We start from the raw sequence: 16,699 nt of genomic DNA, 5'->3' as shown, positions 1-16,699 counted from the left end.
AGTTTAAGAAAATGCACAAAATGGTGCCCAAAATGGTGCCTGACACCCTTTTTGGGCACCTTTTTTTTTCACCCTTCAGACAGTTTACTGACTCCGTAAAACATAACACCAATTGTTCCTAGTGCAATTAATAATATTGCTATTGTTGCTATATCCATTATAATTCCTTTATTTCTTTAGTTTTATTAGAAATTTTTTTAATTATTAAATAAATAGAAATAAGTAATAAAAAAGTAAAACCTACACCAATCCAAAAAATATCATCAATTTTATTAGCATCATATCTCTTGATAATGCTACCAATAACAATTACTAAGATACCAAATGCTATACTCATAGCAATTCTTAAGGTATTTAATATCTCTTTTATCTCATCTATTTTAGCCATAAACAATTATACAATAAAAAAGATAAAAAATAATTGGAGTAACACAAAATAGTGCCTGACACCCTTTTTTTTTGGTTTTGCCTGTGTGTTTATTCTGAAGCTAGTTTGTATGTTCCAAAAATAAATACTGCTGCCATTAACAAAGCTCCTACTATAAAAACAATACTTGCATCCATTACAAATCCTTTATTTCTTTTGTTTTGTTTGATATTTTAATGATAATTAATAATAACACAAATATCAATATAAAGAATAAAAAAGATCCAGCATAAAACACCCAATCAATTTTATCAATGTCATATCGTTTAACTAGGCCACTCACAATTACCACTATAAGACCTATTGTTAAACTCAACCATATTCTTAAGGTATTTAATATCTATTTTATCTCATCTATTTTAGCCATAAGATATTATACAATAAAAATGTAAAATTGCTAGTTGGTTAACATAGTGTTACATTCTTGTAGAAAGGTTAGTTTAAGAAAATGCACAAAATAGTGCCTGACACCCTTTTTTTTTTTTTAATTTGGAGAGTAGAGGGTGAGAACCCGTGAGGGTTCTCGGTTGAAGTTTTTTAGGCTTCTAACAAGTTGAAAATTACTTATTAAGCAATATCAGCAACTGCTAGAGTACTATCTACTTGCCCAATTAATGAAATGTCTGCGGTAGTAATTCCGTCAGTATTTCCATTAACTAGATATAGATATGTTTCATTCGTATTAACTGTATCTTCGAGTGCTACTACATAAGTTTCACCTGTAGTTGAGCCAAGTACATTGTTAATATAAGCAGTTACATCATCAACTACTGAAGTAGTGTTGATTGTTACTGTTTCGTTATTTACTTGAGTACCCAATACAGTGAAATCTACTGTATCATTGTTCACAGAAGAATTGTTTAGAATATAAACAGTACCATCTACAGCATCGTTAATATGAGTTGTTGGAGCGGCAGCAGTGGCAGCAGTGATACCTGTTATGGATCCAAAGCTTAATTGATCAGCTCCCGTTGTAAAGTTGCTAATAGTGTCAAATCCACCATTATCTATAAAATTAACAGTTACATCATCATCGGCTGTTGCGTCTGCTACATCAATATAATCATCAAATTTACCACCAGTAACAGATATTGCTTCGTTAGCTGTTGCATTACTGTTACCAGCTACAAATGCAGTCGAACTATCACCCAACTGAACTATAGAAGTTAAATCAGTTTCTGTATGATCTGTCAATGTAAAGTCAGTTACAGAATTACCATCTAAGTCATAAGCACCACTTGTTGGCGTAACAGAAGTTAAATCAACACTTCCAGCAGCTGCTCCAGCGAATACTATCTTGTCTGTTCCAGTTGTAAAGTCTTTTACAGTAGCACCTGCTCCTGATCCTAGTCCAACAGTATCAGAGCCTGCACCAGTTGTGATAGTAGCAGCACCTGTTACAACGATGGTATCATCTTTTGCACCAGCTACAATTGTTTGAGTTGTTCCTGTTACATTAAGCTGTATGCTATCAGAAAGATCACTTGCAGTTATTCCCGTAAGTGTTAAGTCATCATTTGCTCCATCACCATCTGTATCATACTGAGATGAAGTCTGAGACATATTTGTTAAATCTAAATTACCTGCCAATGCTCCTGTTAATGTAACAGTATCTGTACCAGTTGTAAAGTCTGTAACTGTTGCAGTATTTGTAGCTGCAGTCGTAACAGTATCCGCACCAGCACCAGTTGTGATAGAAGCTCCACCATTTGCAGTTACTTTGTCATCACCAGTACCAAGGTCAACAGTATCACCATTGCCTGAAGTCAATACACTATCATTACCAGCATCAGTAAAGATTGTTGAAGCTACACTACCTGCAGATACATCAACAGTGTCATCACCAGCGCCTGCATGGATTTCTAATGCTGCCCCTGCCGTTATACTTGTAAATGAATCATTTCCTGAACCACCGTACACTTTTGCATCATTTGTAAAATCACCAATTGTCAATGCGCCAGTCATTCCTGTAGCAGTTACAACATCAGCAGCTGTATTTGTAAGAGTGTTGATAGTTAAAGCATTTGCACCGCTTACAACTGTTGTAACATTTGTAGCAATTGCAGCACCTGCAGTAACATCTAGCTCAGTTAATGTCACAGTCTGAGTATTACCATTTGCATCATCAGCCAATGCACCAGCATTTATAAGAACAGTATCTACATGTGCACCTGTTGCAATTGCGCTTGTTAGATTGTTTTGTGTTGCATCAATATTTAAAAGTAATGTACCCGTTGTTCCATTCGTTGCAAAATCACCATTTGCGTTATCTATATCAACCGTAGTTGTTGCAGCAGCACCCTGTGTTGCAGTTAAATCAGCAACAGTACCTTCGTTTACTGTTATAGTACTTCCTGAAATGTCAGCAGCAACATCAACAGTAGTTACAACTGCTGCATTTAATGCCATAGCACCAATTGTAGCTGTACTTGCTATTTTAATAGTAGAACTAGCAGCACTAGAAGTAACAGCAAGTCCACTTACTGCTGCTGTATTTGCAGTTACATCTAAAGTAATCGCATTTCCAGCTAATGTCAGTGTTTTAGCCATAAGAGTAGCATCACCTTCAGTTACTGTAATAGCATCAGCAGAATTATTGTTGATAGTTACTGCAAGATTTGTAGCAGCAGCAGCAGGAGTGTTTATTCCACTATCATCAAGTGTAAAGTCACCCGCTGCATTAACAGTTACTGCATCACCAGCACTGTCCATAGTTGCAAGTGTTAAAGTTTTACCAGCAGCTATACTTACATCATACTTATCTGCACCAGCTGCTACACCAGTTAAGTTTACATTTGCACTTCCTGAATCTACAGTTACTGTATCTCTAGTACCAGAAGCCAAAGAAGTAATATTAAGAGTATTAATATTTGAACCTGCTACAATTTTTTCAGCATTGATAGAGTTTGCTCCAGTAACTGTTGCCGTACCACCTTGAAGATCAGTATCTAGTGTTAAAGTTTTTGTACCTGTAGTGTTAGAAAGATTAAAACCAGTTGTTACATACTTACCAGTGATTTCTACATCTTCAACATTTTGAAGTCTTGCGTTGATACCGCTTGAAGTAACAGTAGCTTTAAGAAGGTCATTGTCAGTAGTTGTGCTATCAAGAATAACATCGTTATTGTTAAGTGTTCCAGCTGTTGTTGCATCAAAAAAGTCAGTTGCATCTGTTCCAACAATTGAATCATCAGCTGTTGTCAACAATAAAGGGTTCTGCTCTGCAGCAACTTGATCCACAGTAGCCTCAGCCGCCGTAACAGTAGCAGGATCAGCAGTAACACCAGCCAATACAGTTTTAGCTGCATCTACATCATTAAGACCCATATCTGCAAAGTAAAGACCTACTGTTGCCTTGTTGTTCATTACTGCAGCATCTGTAGCACTTCCTGTGTCTGCTTCTGCACCGTTTATAAGAGCGATGATCAGTTGGTTAACAGGGATTGTCCCACCGTCTCCGCTTACCCAGTATGCAAGCTCGTCTGCTGCTGCTGTTCTATTAAAAAGATTGTTGTACATTGCCTGTACTGTAGCTTCTCTGTCAAGTCCGCTGTAAAGTGCCTGATACTCTGGGCTCTCTGTCATAGCAGCTGCTAAGTCTGTTAAGTCCGTCAGACTTGTTGTGTTCGGCGTTCCGTCACTTATCCAGTAAGCAAGTCCGTCCGCATCTGCAGCTCTGTTAAAAGTTGCAACATATAATTTAGCTATTTGTTCTCTAGTAGCCATTTTTTCTCCTTAATATTAAGTCTGACCTAGGTATCTAGCCTCGCTAGATGTTAGCTTAGAAATTGAATTTTAACACTCTAGACTTTGAGACTAGATTGTAAAGCATGCATTCCTAGGTGAAACGTTGTGTATTGTAACATTGTAAAACTTAAAAGAAATATAAATCTTATATAACCAGTGTATCTGTATTTAACGAACTTAAATCGACATTGTTCAGAAAATTCTCTACATTTGCCTGCTGTGCCGCTTCATACTCACTGCTGTTTGAAAAACTCACTATCATTCCTGTTCTGTCCCCGCTGCTGTTTATTTCGGACATCCAGTAGTCATAGCCCGCCTGGTCGGCATCTCTGCTTAATATATTATTGTAAAGCTGATTTATAAAATCTGCATCAGATTGGGCACCAAAACGGGCCAGATATTCATCGCTTCCTGCAAAACCTCCTGAAATGTTCTGTATGGTACTGCCGTTTGTGTTCATATCATTGAGCCAGTAGGTGAGTCCGTTGTTATCCGGATTTCTTCCAAGTACTGCACTGTAGAGTCGTGCTATCTGCTGTTCCTGTTCCACTATAACTGCCAACAGTTCCACTGCCAGAGTAACATCTGCAAAAACGGCATCTTCGATTTCCTGCAGAGTATCTGTGGACGTTGCAGCATCATCTGTTATTATATATCTGTCTGTCTGCGGTGTAAAACTGTATTTGTTTAAGTTATCTGTGTAGACGACTTTGTCTATGCCGGCACCGCCTATGACGGTGTCATTTCCTGTTCCTGTAAAAAAGACATCGTTTCCGTCTCCGCCGTCCAAAATATCATCGCCTTCTCCGCCGTCTATGCTGTCATCACCCAGTCCTCCGCGTAAAATGTCATTTCCGCTTCTTCCGGAGAGAATATCAGAGGTAGCTGTCCCCTCCAGTTCATCATCACTGTTTTCAAGCCCTATTCCCTGAATGCTTCCGTTTGCAGCAGACAACTTCCAGATTCCTGTGTCTCCTGTTCCTGCAACTGCATAGGTATCGAGTCCCAACATCCCTGATTCACTTCCTGAAAAAGGCAGTTCATAGTAGTGTTCACCGTCTCCTGCACTGTAACCCGCTCTTGCGACTGTACCGCCAAGACCGTTTACACCGTCACTCGCATCCCCTGTTGTCCAGTTAATATCTTCATAGATATAGGAGATGTCAAAATTACCGTCTCCCACATTTTTTAACTGCAGCTGAAAGGCATTTGTTTTGTCCATATGTTCATTATAGTACCCCACATCATCCCAGGTAACGGTAATGGTTTGTGTGTCGGGGTCCAGATCGTACCAGACAAGGTTGGAACCTGTAGAATTACCTGCTGTATTATAATTGGAGTCTCCTGTTTGTGCTGCGATATCTGCAGCTGCCTGCACCAAAAATGTATAAAGGCTCTCTGATGCAGTGAGTGCTTCAGGGTTTGTCGCTGTGTCCCATCCTGTTGTCGCTTTTACATCTTCATCAAAAGCCTGTAAGCTTGAAAGATCCCAGGCGGATATATTGTAATTCAATACTGCGGAGGTATAGTCAATACTGTCATAATAGAGTGTATCATTATTTATAAATGTTCTGTAGGCACCCAAACTCGTATCGACCGTTGCTGTGCTTCCGTTGTTTGCAGCAACCGTACCGCTTCTTGTATCAACATCAGCCCAAAATGCTGCAAATATCGGACTGCTCCCGGCATCAATACTGCCGGGAGTATAACTGTAGAGTCCACCGTCAAATGTAATGTTTCCGTTTGTGTTGACATACATACTTGTATATCTGTTTGTAAAAAGATTGATTCCGTTTGGAAAAACTGATGTGATGTCTATAGCATCAGAATACCCGTCATCGTTTCTTGTAAGTACATTTTCCCCAAAACCGGAGTCTCCACCTAAACCGTTAATTAATGCTGCCATATTGTTTCCTTGTTAAAAATTTATAATGTTACCATTAGTTACTTTAATCATGGCTTTAATGAAAAAACACTACAATGATGTATGCTGTTTAACTCCTATGATTTTATCTTTTTGTTTTTACTGCCGGCTCTTTTTGGATTTTGGGTTCTCAAACTTCACAGGGCAGGTGTATGGTTTCTCATTGTTGCCTCTGTTGTCTTTTATGCACAGTGGAATCTGCAGCATCTTTTTATACTGCTTGGTTCTCTTGTTGTCAATTATCTTTTCGCGCTGTCTATAGAGAGGCATCCCGGATATGCAAAAGTTTTACTGAGTATAATTTTGGTTTTAAACCTGATGCCTTTGGTTTATTACAAATACAGCTACTTTTTAAACATGACAGATACGCCTTTGATTTTGCCGCTTGCCATCTCTTTTTTCACCTTTCAGCAAATAGCTTTTCAGGTTGATTTGTATTATAAGAAAATAGAATTCTTTTCTTTTAAAGAGTATATGTTCTTTATACTTTTTTTTCCGCAGCTTGTTGCCGGTCCCATAGTCCATTACAGGCAGGTTATACCGCAGGTGCTGCATCCGAAATGGAAACATTTCAATCCGACATATTTTTCAGCGGGAGTCTTTCTTTTTTGTGTCGGACTTTTCAAGAAGGTGGTTCTGGCTGACAGTTTTGCGGTCTATGCAAACAGTGCTTTTTCACACATACAAGAGGGGTTGAGTGTTTTTGAGGCATGGATTGGTCTTTTTGCATACAGTTTTGAAATTTATTTTGACTTTAGCGGCTACAGTGACATGGCTATAGGACTGGGGCTGTTGTTTGGTATTCGCCTGCCGATAAACTTTTACTCACCCTACAAAAGTCGTAATATCATTGAGTTTTGGAGAAACTGGAACATCACCCTGTCAAATTTTCTGCGTGACTATATTTACATCCCGCTCGGAGGCAACAGAGTCAAAATCTCACGCCAGGCTGTCAACCTCCTGCTGACTATGACCATCGGTGGCATCTGGCACGGTGCGGGATGGACTTTTATACTCTGGGGGTTTTTGCACGGGCTTTTGTTGGGTTTTGTGCATTTGTTCAGATCTCATAAAAGTGCCAGATCTTATGAAAGTGCCAGATTAAGCTCTGGCACTTTGCTTACTTTTCTTACAGTTACTTTGCTGTGGGTTTTGTTTCGTGCTGATGATTTTTCAAGTGCCATGCACTACTACAGCACTCTTTTTAATTTTAAAGCATTCCATTTGCAAGCTATAGACAAACACAATTTTTCTGTTTGCCACAGCTTTTGTTCTTGTCTGGTTTATGAAAAACTCCTCTGAAATGATAGCCTATCACACCAAACACATCCGTGTCAGAAACTGGCATGGTGCTGTAGCCGGCATCGCTTTTTTTACAGCACTCAAATATATGGCTGTCACACCGGCGCAGACATTTGTTTATTTCAACTTTTAAGGTTCAGTATGCGGTTTTTTCTCTGGTTTTCCTTCTCTTTGCTTCTGAGTTGCAGCCTGTGGTGTGCCCTGGTATATTTCCAAACAGGTAAAGCTACAAAAATGTCACAGTGGATTTTTGAGGTTTACCGGCAAAAAGAGTCACTGGTAAAGAAGACTTACACTCGAAAAACAGTCCTTGTTGCCGGTTCCAATGCACTTTTTGGCATCGACAGCCGTATGCTTGCCAAAGCCTTCGAAATGCCGGTACTCAATGACGGTGTCAATGCAGGAATTGAACTGCCCTGCATACTGCATGAAGCAAAAAAAGTCATTCGCGAAGGAGACATTGTCATCATGCCTTTGGAGTATCCTATGTACTCCTATGACGGTACTCCAGGTATGCAAATGATAGACTATATACTCTCAAGAGAACCGGAATGCTTTTTACAGCTTACACTCAAAGAACAGTTTTACATTCTGTGGCATGTGCGTTTTCAAAGACTTTGGGATGGGTATTTTCACAGCGACAGCCAGATGCCCACAACAGGGCTCTATGGCGTCCAACACATAAATGCCTATGGAGATCAGACCCATACTTCCCGCAAAGAGAGAACGGCTGCTTTTTACAAAGAGGTTCTTGGGTATGCAAAGCATCCGCAAAAGTATGGAGCAGCGTTTGACACGCAGGCACTCGGATGGAAATATTTAACTCAATTTGTCCAATGGTGCAGACAAAAAAAAGTCACAGTCGTTTTTATGCCAAGTACCTTAATGTACAACAGCACTTACCGTCAAAATCCTCAGGAACGATGGTTTTATGAACATATCGCTTCAGAGATTCGCAAACGCGGCTGGACTTTTGTGGGGAATCCTTATGATTACATGTATCCTCAGGAGATGTATTTCAATACGAATTTTCATCTCATCGACGCTGCAAGAAAAAAAAGAACTCTGCAGATGATCAAAGATTTACGCGATTGTAAGTGCCTGAATAATATTTGAAAGTCTCTCTCCCAAGTGTGAGTAGCGATGCTCTGTCCGCCATCGTTGTGCCTCCTGTTGTTTTTGCTGTATTTTCGGAGCATTTGTTTTGATTTGCTGCATCAAATGCTGTATACCTGTTGCTATCTCCTGCGGAGATGTTCCCTGCAATGTAAAAACTACATCTTTAACATCATCAAATATTTCTAAAGGTGTAACCGCTATGGGTTTTTGTGCTGCAAGACCATAACGGACAGCAGCACTTGAGGACTCTCCCGTTTCCTGATAGGCAAAAAGCAGTAAATCTGCTTTGTTGAGTTCGATCAGACTCTCTTCATCACTGAGATAGTCTGTAGTGAGTGTGATATGCTTTTGCAGATTCAGTGCAACTATTTTTTCTTCTGCTTTTTGTACCATATCATCAGATACCGGGTCAGGATATTTTGCATTAAACATCTTGAGATGGACTGCTGTACCTTGAGAACGTAAAATTTCTACAGCATCAATGAGTTCCAAAAGCCCCTTGTGCGGAAGAAAAAAGCCATACGATGCAAGTGTGAAAACGCTGTTTTTTGTAACTTTTTTCGGAGGTGTAAAATCTAAAACACCATGAGGGAACAAGGCAACATTTTCAACCAGTCCATAGGCTTTTAAGCGATTCAAATCTTTGTAGGAGTGCACAAGAATTCTTGCACACTTTTTAAAGCCCGGTACAAGCTGTGAAAGTTTTTTATGCGGGGTAATCGCAGCATCCTGTGTGGCATGCAGCATCATTATAATCTTTATGCCCTGCTGTGTCTGTTCTTCTATAAAACTGTTTAGGCTGCTAAAATTAAAAAAACTGTAGTTAAACTGTATAACAATCGCATCGGGCTTCATTTCATTTACTTTTGCTGAAAGGGTTTGCAGTGTTTGCTCCTCTCCCAATGCAAAACATCTCTGTACATTTGGTTTGTCTTGTGAAAGTGTTGTCTGTACATAGTTACACAACACCTCCACCTCTGCATTTTGCATATTTTCAATAAGGTGTTGGAATATGTCGCTATACCGCATTTTGTATTGTAAGAACTTATCCATGCTATTTTCAATTTTTTTTCTTCTTTGTCTGTTTGTGTTGCCAGTGCCATATCAACCAAACGCTCTGTTACATGTAACCATGTAGCATTGTTTAACAAAAACTCTTTTGCTTTGCCTGTTTTTTGCAACCTTTTTTGAAGGGGTGTCTCATAAACTTCTTGCATCAATTGTGCCAAATGTGCCTGTGACGGCTCTGCCCATACGGAATCAAAAAGTTTAAAGTGTGTTTTTGCAGGAGCAAATGCGTACTCTATGAGCCAAGCGGTCTCATGCGAACAAAAATCAAGCTGTCCTCCCCACTCTGTTGTAATCACTGCCAGATCCAAAAGCATCGCTTCTGCTAGAGGAACACCGAAACCTTCTGCTCTGCTTGGCGCAACCAATACATCACACTGTTTATAAAGTGCTTTGAGCCGTTCTTCACTCAGGTCCTCTTCAATAATGAGAATATCGGGATATGCACTGTTTTGTTCTTTTGCCTCTTGGAGCCACTTATGAACTTCATTGTGCGGATTTGGAAATGTTTTAATAATAAGTAAAACATCCTCTTTGTCTGTAAAAGCATCTCCGTATGCTTTTAATAAAACATCAACTCCTTTTCTGGGAAAACAGGACGATACATGTAAGAAACGAAAACTGTGTTTGTCATCTAAAACATAACCTGTATCTGTCCCTACTCGCAACCAGTGGTCAACCCCGCAGCCGGAAGTGATAAGCGGTACTTTTACGCCGTTGTCAATCATAATTTTTTCAACATGTTTTGAAAGACAGGTCATACTGTGAAGATGCGTGTTAAACTCTTTGACCCACTCCTGTGGGAATGCTGACTCTTCCCATGCATAGTGATGGAGCATGTTTTTTTTTGCCTGCATATCTGCCACTCTTGGCGGGTAGAGATTACGGCTTACGACATCGACTGACTGCACCCCAAAGTGCGATTCTCTTTCGTACATCTCTTTAATATCCTGGTTTTCTCTTAAGAAATTTTCATCCGGTAAAAAATCACCGGGACCTTCTGTAGAGTGAAGTATAACGGTATGTCCGAGCTCATCCAAAGCTCGTGCTGTTTCACGGTTGAGCAGTGCCAAACTGTAGCTACTGTCAAAAGGACCTTCTACCCGCCATTTTAAAGGTTGTGAAAAATCTGCATATACCTGGAGTCTCTGAATAGTCTTTTCGTTATTTGCTATGATGTTTGCAATATGTACCAAATCATTTTCTGTGAGTTTTTCTGTTTTTTGCAGCAGTGCTGTTTTTTGTATCAGTTTGTCTGTATTTGCTTTAAAATTTTGTGTCTCTTTTTGTGCAACTGCTCTGTCCTGTAAAGCCTGGAGTGTTGCCTTTGCACTCTTTTTCCATGTGAATTTTTTTGCATGCACCTTTGCATGTTTTTTCAAAGAATGCCAAAAATCTTTTTCAGTGATGACTTCTTCTATTTTGCTGGCAATACTTTTTGCATTGTAGGGATCAAAAAGAGCATCGTCTCTGCCTATCACTTCAGGAATACTTGTCGTGTCAGAACCGATAGTTGCCGCACCGCAGGACATAGCTTCAAGCGCCGGCAAACCAAAACCTTCATGAAAAGAGGGAAATACAAACAAAGTACATGAAGAGTAGAGATGTATCAACTCCTCATCCGGTATGTAATCCGTTAAAATACATTCTTCGGGTTGCAGACGAAATTTTTTTATGGCAGATACAAGCTGATTTTTCTTTTCCTCGTTGAGTTTACATACCAAAACAAGCTGTAACTTTTCTCTTATGTCCGGTTTGAGCAGAGAAAAGGCTTCTATAAGTCCTTCAAAGTTTTTTCTCTGCTCATAGGCACTTGTATAAAGCAGAAACTCTTTTGTAATGTTGAATTTTTTTCTGAGATTTTTCTGCTCTTTTTGTGCTTGAAACAGCTCTGCATCGACTGCTGAGGAGATGTTTATAATTTTGTCTGCGTCAATTTGTAAATATTGCACTGCCTCTTGTTTTGCAGACTCAGAAATGGCAAGCAGCAGATCTGCTTGTTTCAGAGACTCTATCTTATTGTAATACCACTCTTTTAAGGGTGCAAAAGAGAGATATTTTTCTTTGAGTATATGAGGTATCAAATCATACAGAACTACCGCAGTGGGAATATGGCAAAACTGACCTACAGAAGTAACAGAGTTGTCCATCGCCCCTTCAAAAAGACTTGTAAGCAGTAGAAAATCCGGGTTTAAATCTGCAATGAGTTTTTCTCTGCACAGCTGAGAAACTGCAACACCTAAAGCGTTTTCTTCTGAGAGGGCATGCCCTTTGTATGCATCAAAAACAACAAAATGATGTTTAGGCAATAAATTTTCAAACTGCTTAATAACCGGTTCAACAGTTTCCAAAAAGAGTCCGTTAAGCAGCAAAAAAATTTCATCTTCACTGTTTTCTTTCAGTATTGCCTCTGTAAGAGCACTCACATATCTCCCGATGCCTCTTGAAGCACTCAGGTTTTGCATTCCTTGAATATCTATGACAATACGCATCAGTTTATACCTTCATTCTTTTTTATACTCTCTTGCAATTGTTTATATATCTGTTTGGCACGGGGAGAGTTGAGTTGTCTGTTCTCCTGCAGATCTGTTTTTGTTTGTTTGGTTTGCGGCATTATGAGTCTTAGAATCAACATATTCAGTTTTGGATACTTTGTTAAAATATATACACTAATTTTTTTCAGTTTTGGCTGTGATGCTATTTTATATTTCAGACTGAGCAAAACTTTTTTGACTACTCTTCTTGGACGACTTGTCGGAGAAAATGTTACCCAATGGCGTACACCTGTAAGAAACCAACGTATAAAACTGGTCACTTCTCGCAATGGTTTTGTAATTTTCCATGATTTGCTGTTAAGTATGGCGTAGTAATTTTGTTCCGCCTGTGTCGCTTTCGCCTCCGCCTGTGTCGCTTTCGCCTCCGCCTGTGTCGCTTTCGCCTCCGCCTGTGTCGCTTTCGCCTCAATCTTTTCTAAACGGTGTTCAAATTTTGCTGAAAGTACACTTAAAGGCAGTCCGTATTCCTGCGTAAACAGGGCATGAAACCTTTCCAACAGTTCCGGTTTTGCGAATTTTTGCGCTATAACTGCATAATCAGGGCTGACTCCTTCCAAAACATCTGACAAGGTTATATTTTCTTTTTTTGCCAATTGCGAAGCTTCTTGAAGTCTGAGAATTTTCACTCTTTCATACTTGTAAAATTTTGCTGAAAATGCAAGCAGATTTGCCGGAATGGGTTTTGTATGTGTCGGATCAAGATAAAAATTTTCTGTTGCTACTTTTATATTTTCCGGATTTGGTGTTTCCAAGATAAGCAATCCGGCCGGCTTAAGTACTCTTTTGGCCTCTTTTATAAAAGTTTGCAAATCTTCAAATGATATATGTTCTACAACATGAAAAGCACTTACAAGCATCAAACTCTCATCTTGTTGTTTTTTAAGCAGCTCTATACCGTCTGCACACTCTACATGTAACGAACGCCGGGAACATTCATGAAGCATCCCCTCATCAAGGTCAACCCCTTTTGCGATTACATCATTTTCCCTAAGAAGCTCCAGCCATTCACCTCTGCCACAGCCTATATCAAGAACTGTTGCATTTGGATACATCTCTTTTAGTTTTGTTACAAAAGGCAAATAAACACTTACTCTCTTTTTTATCAGTTCTCTTGAACCTCTGTGCGCATCTTCAAATGCTTTATAAAAATTGTTACTCGACATGAAAAACCTCTACTTTTGGATCAAGCCAGGATGAACCGATAAACTCTTCTTTTGATGCATTAAGAACATGAAAAATAACGGCTTGATCTTTCCATTGGTAATTTTTTACAACATGTGTGTTGTCGGCATGCAGTGCTATGGCAACTGAATAGGAACCCACTCCAAGATTCATATTAAAAATAAAAGAGACAAGGTAGTGTTCCCCTTTGTGTGGTTTTTTTATCTCTTTTTTATAATGATGGGTATTTGTTCCAAAAATCGGCTGCCCCAGTCTGTCTTTTATCATAAAACCGACTGTCATTTCTTCTATGTCAACCAAAGTTTCACATGCAATTTCAAGCGTCACTGCTTCACCGACACTAATGTACTCCACCGGCTCTTTTTTTGTGTTGAAAAAACCTGCACTTATAAGTTTTGCTTCACCTGTTCCGGAAGTTGTTTCCACTCTTCCATCTTCTCTTTTAATCTGCTTGAGCATACTGTTTTCTTTTTCTGCGATAAGCGCATTGTAGTAATCCATCACTTCTTCAGGATTTCCGCTCTTTACAATGCTTCCTTTTTCAAGTAAAACAGCCTTATCACAAATAGCCTGCACAGTTCCCTTGTCATGTGAAACCAAAAGCAGGGTTGTACCTTCTTGCCGGAACTGCCGTATGCGTGAAAAACTTTTATGCTGAAAATAGGCATCTCCGACAGAAAGAGCTTCATCAACAATCAAAATTTCCGGACGGTACATTGTTGCCACGCTAAAAGCCAGACGCATTTGCATACCGCTTGAATAGGTTCGCACAGGCTGGTCAAAATATACCCCGATTTCTGCAAAAGCTTCTATCTCATGCATAACTGCATTGATTTGTTGGCGTGTAAAGCCCATGAGTCCTGCTGAATGATAACATTTTGACGACCTGTCAAATCGGGCTGAAATCCCATTCCAAGCTCTAAAATTGCTGATATGCGTCCATGTATATGAACAGTTCCTTCTGTCTGTTTCAGAGTTCCTGTGATAATCTTGAGAAGTGTACTTTTTCCTGCACCGTTTTGCCCGACTATTGCTACTGCCTCTCCATGCCCGACAGTGAATGAAACATCATGCAAAACTGTTCTCTCATGTGCCGGCTTATAATGTACGCCAAACCATGAAGCAATACGATGCAACTCCGAACTGTACTCTTTGAAAGATTTTGAGATATTGCATATTTCCAGTAAACTACTCATAACACATCCGTCATCTCTTCTCTTGCTCTGTAAAAAAGAAGCATTGCCAAAAAGAGGCTGCAAAGTGCAAAAACTGCAGGATAGAACAAATGTCCGAAATTTGGCGCCTTGTCATACAAAAGGATATTTTGGAATCCCTCCACTATGCCTGTCATCGGATTGAGCATGAAAAGGGTATGGTATTTTTGCGGCACAATAGATGTCATATAAACAATAGGTGTCAGCCAAAACCAAAACTGCATCACGACCTCCATAATCTGCCCTATATCTCTGATAAAGACATTCAAAACTCCAAGAAACAATCCTATCCCTGTTGCCAATACAAGCGTGATTCCTATAAGCAGGGGCAACCAGTAGAGTGCATGATACGGCAAATGTCCTAAAAAAGCAAAAACTACAAACATCACAAGCATAAAAAGTATAAAGTTTATCAATGCTATACCAATGGCAATCAGAACCAAAGAAAGTTTAGGAAAGGCCATCTTTTTCAACAGATTTGCATTGTTAATAAAACATTCAAAGAGCGTGTCAAAATATCTGAAAAAAGTGTCCATGCCAATATACCTGAAAGAATATAAATAGGATATGCATACTGTGTTTGGACTTCGGGCAGTTTTGCTTTCATGATTTGAGAAAGGATCAAAGCATATACCAATACCTGTGCCAAAGGATGAATAACCATCCAGAAGCCTCCTATTTTACTTCTGGCAAAACGGGTTTTGAACTCTGTTTTTATGGAAGAGACAATAAAAAACCTATATGCCCACAGGGCAAGCAGCATTTGCTTCATTTACACTCTTTTGTAATCATCTTCAATACGGATAATATCATCCTCACCCGTATACTCACCTACCTGTGCCTCTATAATGACAACATCAACCTTTCCTCTGTTTTCCAGACGATGAATCTCTCCCATTTTAATATAGGTACTTTCATTTGCACGTATCTCTTCTACCTTTTGCCCGACAGTGACCGTTGCAATCCCGCTCAAAACTATCCAGTGTTCACTTCGGTGAAGATGTTTTTGCAGACTCAGCCTTTTACCGGGCTTAACAACTATTGTCTTTATTTTATATCCTTCTGCCTGTTCCAGAACTGTATATGTTCCCCATGGTCTGTGCGTTGTAACATGTGTATGTGGAAGTTCACTCTCACGTACATGTAACTCTTTGACAATAGTTTTAATCTTTTCTGAGTTGCCTCTTTTTGTAATAAGAAGTGCGTCTGCCGTATCTACAACAATGAGATCTTGCACATCTACCAAAGAGATCAGTCTCGAAGCTGTATGAACAAAGTTGTTTTGGGCATGAAGTGTCAGAAGGTTTTCTGTTTTTGTATTCCCCTGTTCATCTTTTTCAAACTCTTCAGCCAAAGCATCAAAACTTCCCAAATCTGACCAGTCTATATCGGATTTGACTACTTTTACTTTTGTGCTTTTTTCCATAACCGCATAATCAATACTCTCTTCAGGTATGCTCTGCATATCTTCAAGTTTGATTTTATTTGTAGTGTTTTGTATTATTCTGTTTTGAAAAGCTTTTTGTGCAGTCTCGTATATCTGCGGGGCATATTTTTTCAACTCTTCCAAAAAGAGACCGGCTTTAAAACAAAACATTCCGCTGTTCCAGTAAAAACATCCCTGCCTGAGATACTCTTTTGCTCGTTGTGCATCTGGTTTCTCATGAAATGCTTTGACATTGTCTCCGTCTGCTTCTATGTAGCCGTAACCTGTCTCAGCAAATTTTGCTTCTATACCAAACGTAACTAAAAAATCCTGTTCTGCGAGATTTTTTGCCTGGTGCAATACACGCAAATACTCTTCCTGATTTTTAATAAGATGGTCAGAAGGTGTTACAAGAACAATTTCATCGGCATCCAGTCCAAAACAGGAAAGTGCTATGGCGGGAGCGGTATTTTTGCCAACAGATTCAAGAATATATTCATTTTCTCTTTCGTATGCAATCTCTTCAAGCTGATCGAGCGCCAGAAAATATTGATCTTGGTTTGACACAACAATGCGTCTCTCGCAAAGTGATGAATTTCGTTTGACCGTCAGTTGGAAAAGTGATTTTTTATGAAAAAGTTTTACAAACTGTTTTGGTAAAAGAGATCGGCTCAGGGGCCAGAGTCTTGTTCCGTTTCCGCCACATAAGATGATGTTTATCAATAGCTTTCCTTC

14 protein-coding genes are annotated in these 16,699 nt (G+C 39.4%); 3 read left to right on the top strand and 11 right to left on the bottom strand.

The genetic code is table 11. The features are described 5' to 3' along the window. Positions 1-157 precede the first annotated feature (157 nt). The 3 genes from MLC44_RS01535 to MLC44_RS01525 form a co-directional block, all read right to left on the bottom strand. The gene (locus MLC44_RS01535; protein ID WP_346389223.1) at positions 158-388 is read right to left on the bottom strand and encodes a hypothetical protein; all 231 of its coding nucleotides are present in this window, start codon (positions 386-388) and stop codon (positions 158-160) included. A 606-nt stretch (positions 389-994) separates the two neighbouring features. Continuing rightward, positions 995-4,153, bottom strand: coding sequence for a DUF4214 domain-containing protein (locus tag MLC44_RS01530; protein ID WP_434658158.1), 3,159 nt, complete (start codon positions 4,151-4,153; stop codon positions 995-997). A 166-nt stretch (positions 4,154-4,319) separates the two neighbouring features. Next, on the bottom strand, positions 4,320-6,080 hold the full coding sequence (locus tag MLC44_RS01525) for a nidogen-like domain-containing protein (RefSeq protein WP_434658156.1): 1,761 nt from the start codon (positions 6,078-6,080) through the stop codon (positions 4,320-4,322). 81 nt (positions 6,081-6,161) lie between these two features. On the opposite strand from MLC44_RS01525, the gene MLC44_RS01520 reads away from it, so the two are divergent. The 3 genes from MLC44_RS01520 to MLC44_RS01510 all read left to right on the top strand — a co-directional run bounded on the left by MLC44_RS01520 (position 6,162) and on the right by MLC44_RS01510 (position 8,516). Next, positions 6,162-7,400 carry an MBOAT family O-acyltransferase gene (locus MLC44_RS01520; protein ID WP_434658154.1) on the top strand — a complete coding sequence of 413 codons (1,239 nt, stop codon included), beginning with the start codon at positions 6,162-6,164 and terminating at the stop codon, positions 7,398-7,400. Further along, a complete protein-coding gene (locus tag MLC44_RS01515) occupies positions 7,384-7,533 on the top strand; it encodes a hypothetical protein (RefSeq protein WP_434658152.1) in 150 nt (49 codons plus the stop codon). The genes MLC44_RS01520 and MLC44_RS01515 overlap by 17 nt, the downstream gene beginning before the upstream one ends. 101 nt (positions 7,534-7,634) lie before the next feature. After that, positions 7,635-8,516: a hypothetical protein gene (locus tag MLC44_RS01510; RefSeq protein WP_346389219.1), complete on the top strand. Its 882-nt coding sequence runs from the start codon at positions 7,635-7,637 to the stop codon at positions 8,514-8,516. On the opposite strand, the gene MLC44_RS01505 is transcribed toward MLC44_RS01510, so the two are convergent. Genes MLC44_RS01505 through MLC44_RS01470 form a run of 8 tightly spaced genes read right to left on the bottom strand, consistent with a single transcriptional unit; the run spans position 8,484 to position 16,687 of the window. After that, a complete protein-coding gene (locus tag MLC44_RS01505; RefSeq protein WP_434658149.1) occupies positions 8,484-9,485 on the bottom strand; it encodes a hypothetical protein in 1,002 nt (333 codons plus the stop codon). The two genes, MLC44_RS01510 and MLC44_RS01505, sit on opposite strands and share 33 nt — an antisense overlap. Next, on the bottom strand, positions 9,380-12,079 hold the full coding sequence (locus MLC44_RS01500) for a glycosyltransferase (RefSeq protein WP_434658147.1): 2,700 nt from the start codon (positions 12,077-12,079) through the stop codon (positions 9,380-9,382). The genes MLC44_RS01505 and MLC44_RS01500 overlap by 106 nt, the downstream gene beginning before the upstream one ends. Next, a complete protein-coding gene (locus tag MLC44_RS01495) occupies positions 12,079-13,305 on the bottom strand; it encodes a class I SAM-dependent methyltransferase (RefSeq protein WP_434658144.1) in 1,227 nt (408 codons plus the stop codon). The genes MLC44_RS01500 and MLC44_RS01495 overlap by 1 nt, the downstream gene beginning before the upstream one ends. Next, positions 13,295-14,179: an ABC transporter ATP-binding protein gene (locus tag MLC44_RS01490; RefSeq protein WP_434658142.1), complete on the bottom strand. Its 885-nt coding sequence runs from the start codon at positions 14,177-14,179 to the stop codon at positions 13,295-13,297. The genes MLC44_RS01495 and MLC44_RS01490 overlap by 11 nt, the downstream gene beginning before the upstream one ends. After that, the gene (locus tag MLC44_RS01485; RefSeq protein ID WP_434658140.1) at positions 14,134-14,520 is read right to left on the bottom strand and encodes an ATP-binding cassette domain-containing protein; all 387 of its coding nucleotides are present in this window, start codon (positions 14,518-14,520) and stop codon (positions 14,134-14,136) included. The genes MLC44_RS01490 and MLC44_RS01485 overlap by 46 nt, the downstream gene beginning before the upstream one ends. Then, positions 14,517-15,074, bottom strand: a complete 558-nt coding sequence (locus MLC44_RS01480) for an ABC transporter permease (protein ID WP_434658137.1) — start codon at positions 15,072-15,074, stop codon at positions 14,517-14,519. Before MLC44_RS01480 ends, MLC44_RS01485 begins: the two co-directional genes overlap by 4 nt. Then, positions 15,008-15,310 carry an ABC transporter permease gene (locus MLC44_RS01475; protein WP_434658134.1) on the bottom strand — a complete coding sequence of 101 codons (303 nt, stop codon included), beginning with the start codon at positions 15,308-15,310 and terminating at the stop codon, positions 15,008-15,010. The genes MLC44_RS01480 and MLC44_RS01475 overlap by 67 nt, the downstream gene beginning before the upstream one ends. Then, the gene (locus tag MLC44_RS01470; protein ID WP_346389214.1) at positions 15,311-16,687 is read right to left on the bottom strand and encodes a mannose-1-phosphate guanylyltransferase/mannose-6-phosphate isomerase; all 1,377 of its coding nucleotides are present in this window, start codon (positions 16,685-16,687) and stop codon (positions 15,311-15,313) included. Positions 16,688-16,699: the final 12 nt, after the last annotated feature.

The organism is Sulfurimonas sp. NW9 (assembly GCF_051132275.1).
Lineage (GTDB): Bacteria > Campylobacterota > Campylobacteria > Campylobacterales > Sulfurimonadaceae > Sulfurimonas > Sulfurimonas hydrogeniphila.
Note: the sequence above shows the minus strand (reverse complement) of the source record. Positions and strands in the feature narration are given on the sequence as shown.

Bases quoted from the DNA above. Each gene is read 5' to 3' on its own strand.
- MLC44_RS01535 (WP_346389223.1), bottom strand. From the start codon at position 388: ATGGCTAAAATAGATGAGATAAAAGAGATATTAAATACCTTAAGAATT.
- MLC44_RS01485 (WP_434658140.1), bottom strand. From the start codon at position 14,520: ATGAGTAGTTTACTGGAAATATGCAATATCTCAAAATCTTTCAAAGAG.
- MLC44_RS01515 (WP_434658152.1), top strand. From the start codon at position 7,384: ATGAAAAACTCCTCTGAAATGATAGCCTATCACACCAAACACATCCGT.
- MLC44_RS01525 (WP_434658156.1), bottom strand. From the start codon at position 6,080: ATGGCAGCATTAATTAACGGTTTAGGTGGAGACTCCGGTTTTGGGGAA.
- MLC44_RS01495 (WP_434658144.1), bottom strand. From the start codon at position 13,305: ATGTCGAGTAACAATTTTTATAAAGCATTTGAAGATGCGCACAGAGGT.
- MLC44_RS01500 (WP_434658147.1), bottom strand. From the start codon at position 12,079: ATGCGTATTGTCATAGATATTCAAGGAATGCAAAACCTGAGTGCTTCA.
- MLC44_RS01530 (WP_434658158.1), bottom strand. From the start codon at position 4,153: ATGGCTACTAGAGAACAAATAGCTAAATTATATGTTGCAACTTTTAAC.
- MLC44_RS01480 (WP_434658137.1), bottom strand. From the start codon at position 15,074: ATGGACACTTTTTTCAGATATTTTGACACGCTCTTTGAATGTTTTATT.
- MLC44_RS01520 (WP_434658154.1), top strand. From the start codon at position 6,162: ATGCTGTTTAACTCCTATGATTTTATCTTTTTGTTTTTACTGCCGGCT.
- MLC44_RS01475 (WP_434658134.1), bottom strand. From the start codon at position 15,310: ATGAAGCAAATGCTGCTTGCCCTGTGGGCATATAGGTTTTTTATTGTC.
- MLC44_RS01510 (WP_346389219.1), top strand. From the start codon at position 7,635: ATGTCACAGTGGATTTTTGAGGTTTACCGGCAAAAAGAGTCACTGGTA.
- MLC44_RS01490 (WP_434658142.1), bottom strand. From the start codon at position 14,179: ATGGGCTTTACACGCCAACAAATCAATGCAGTTATGCATGAGATAGAA.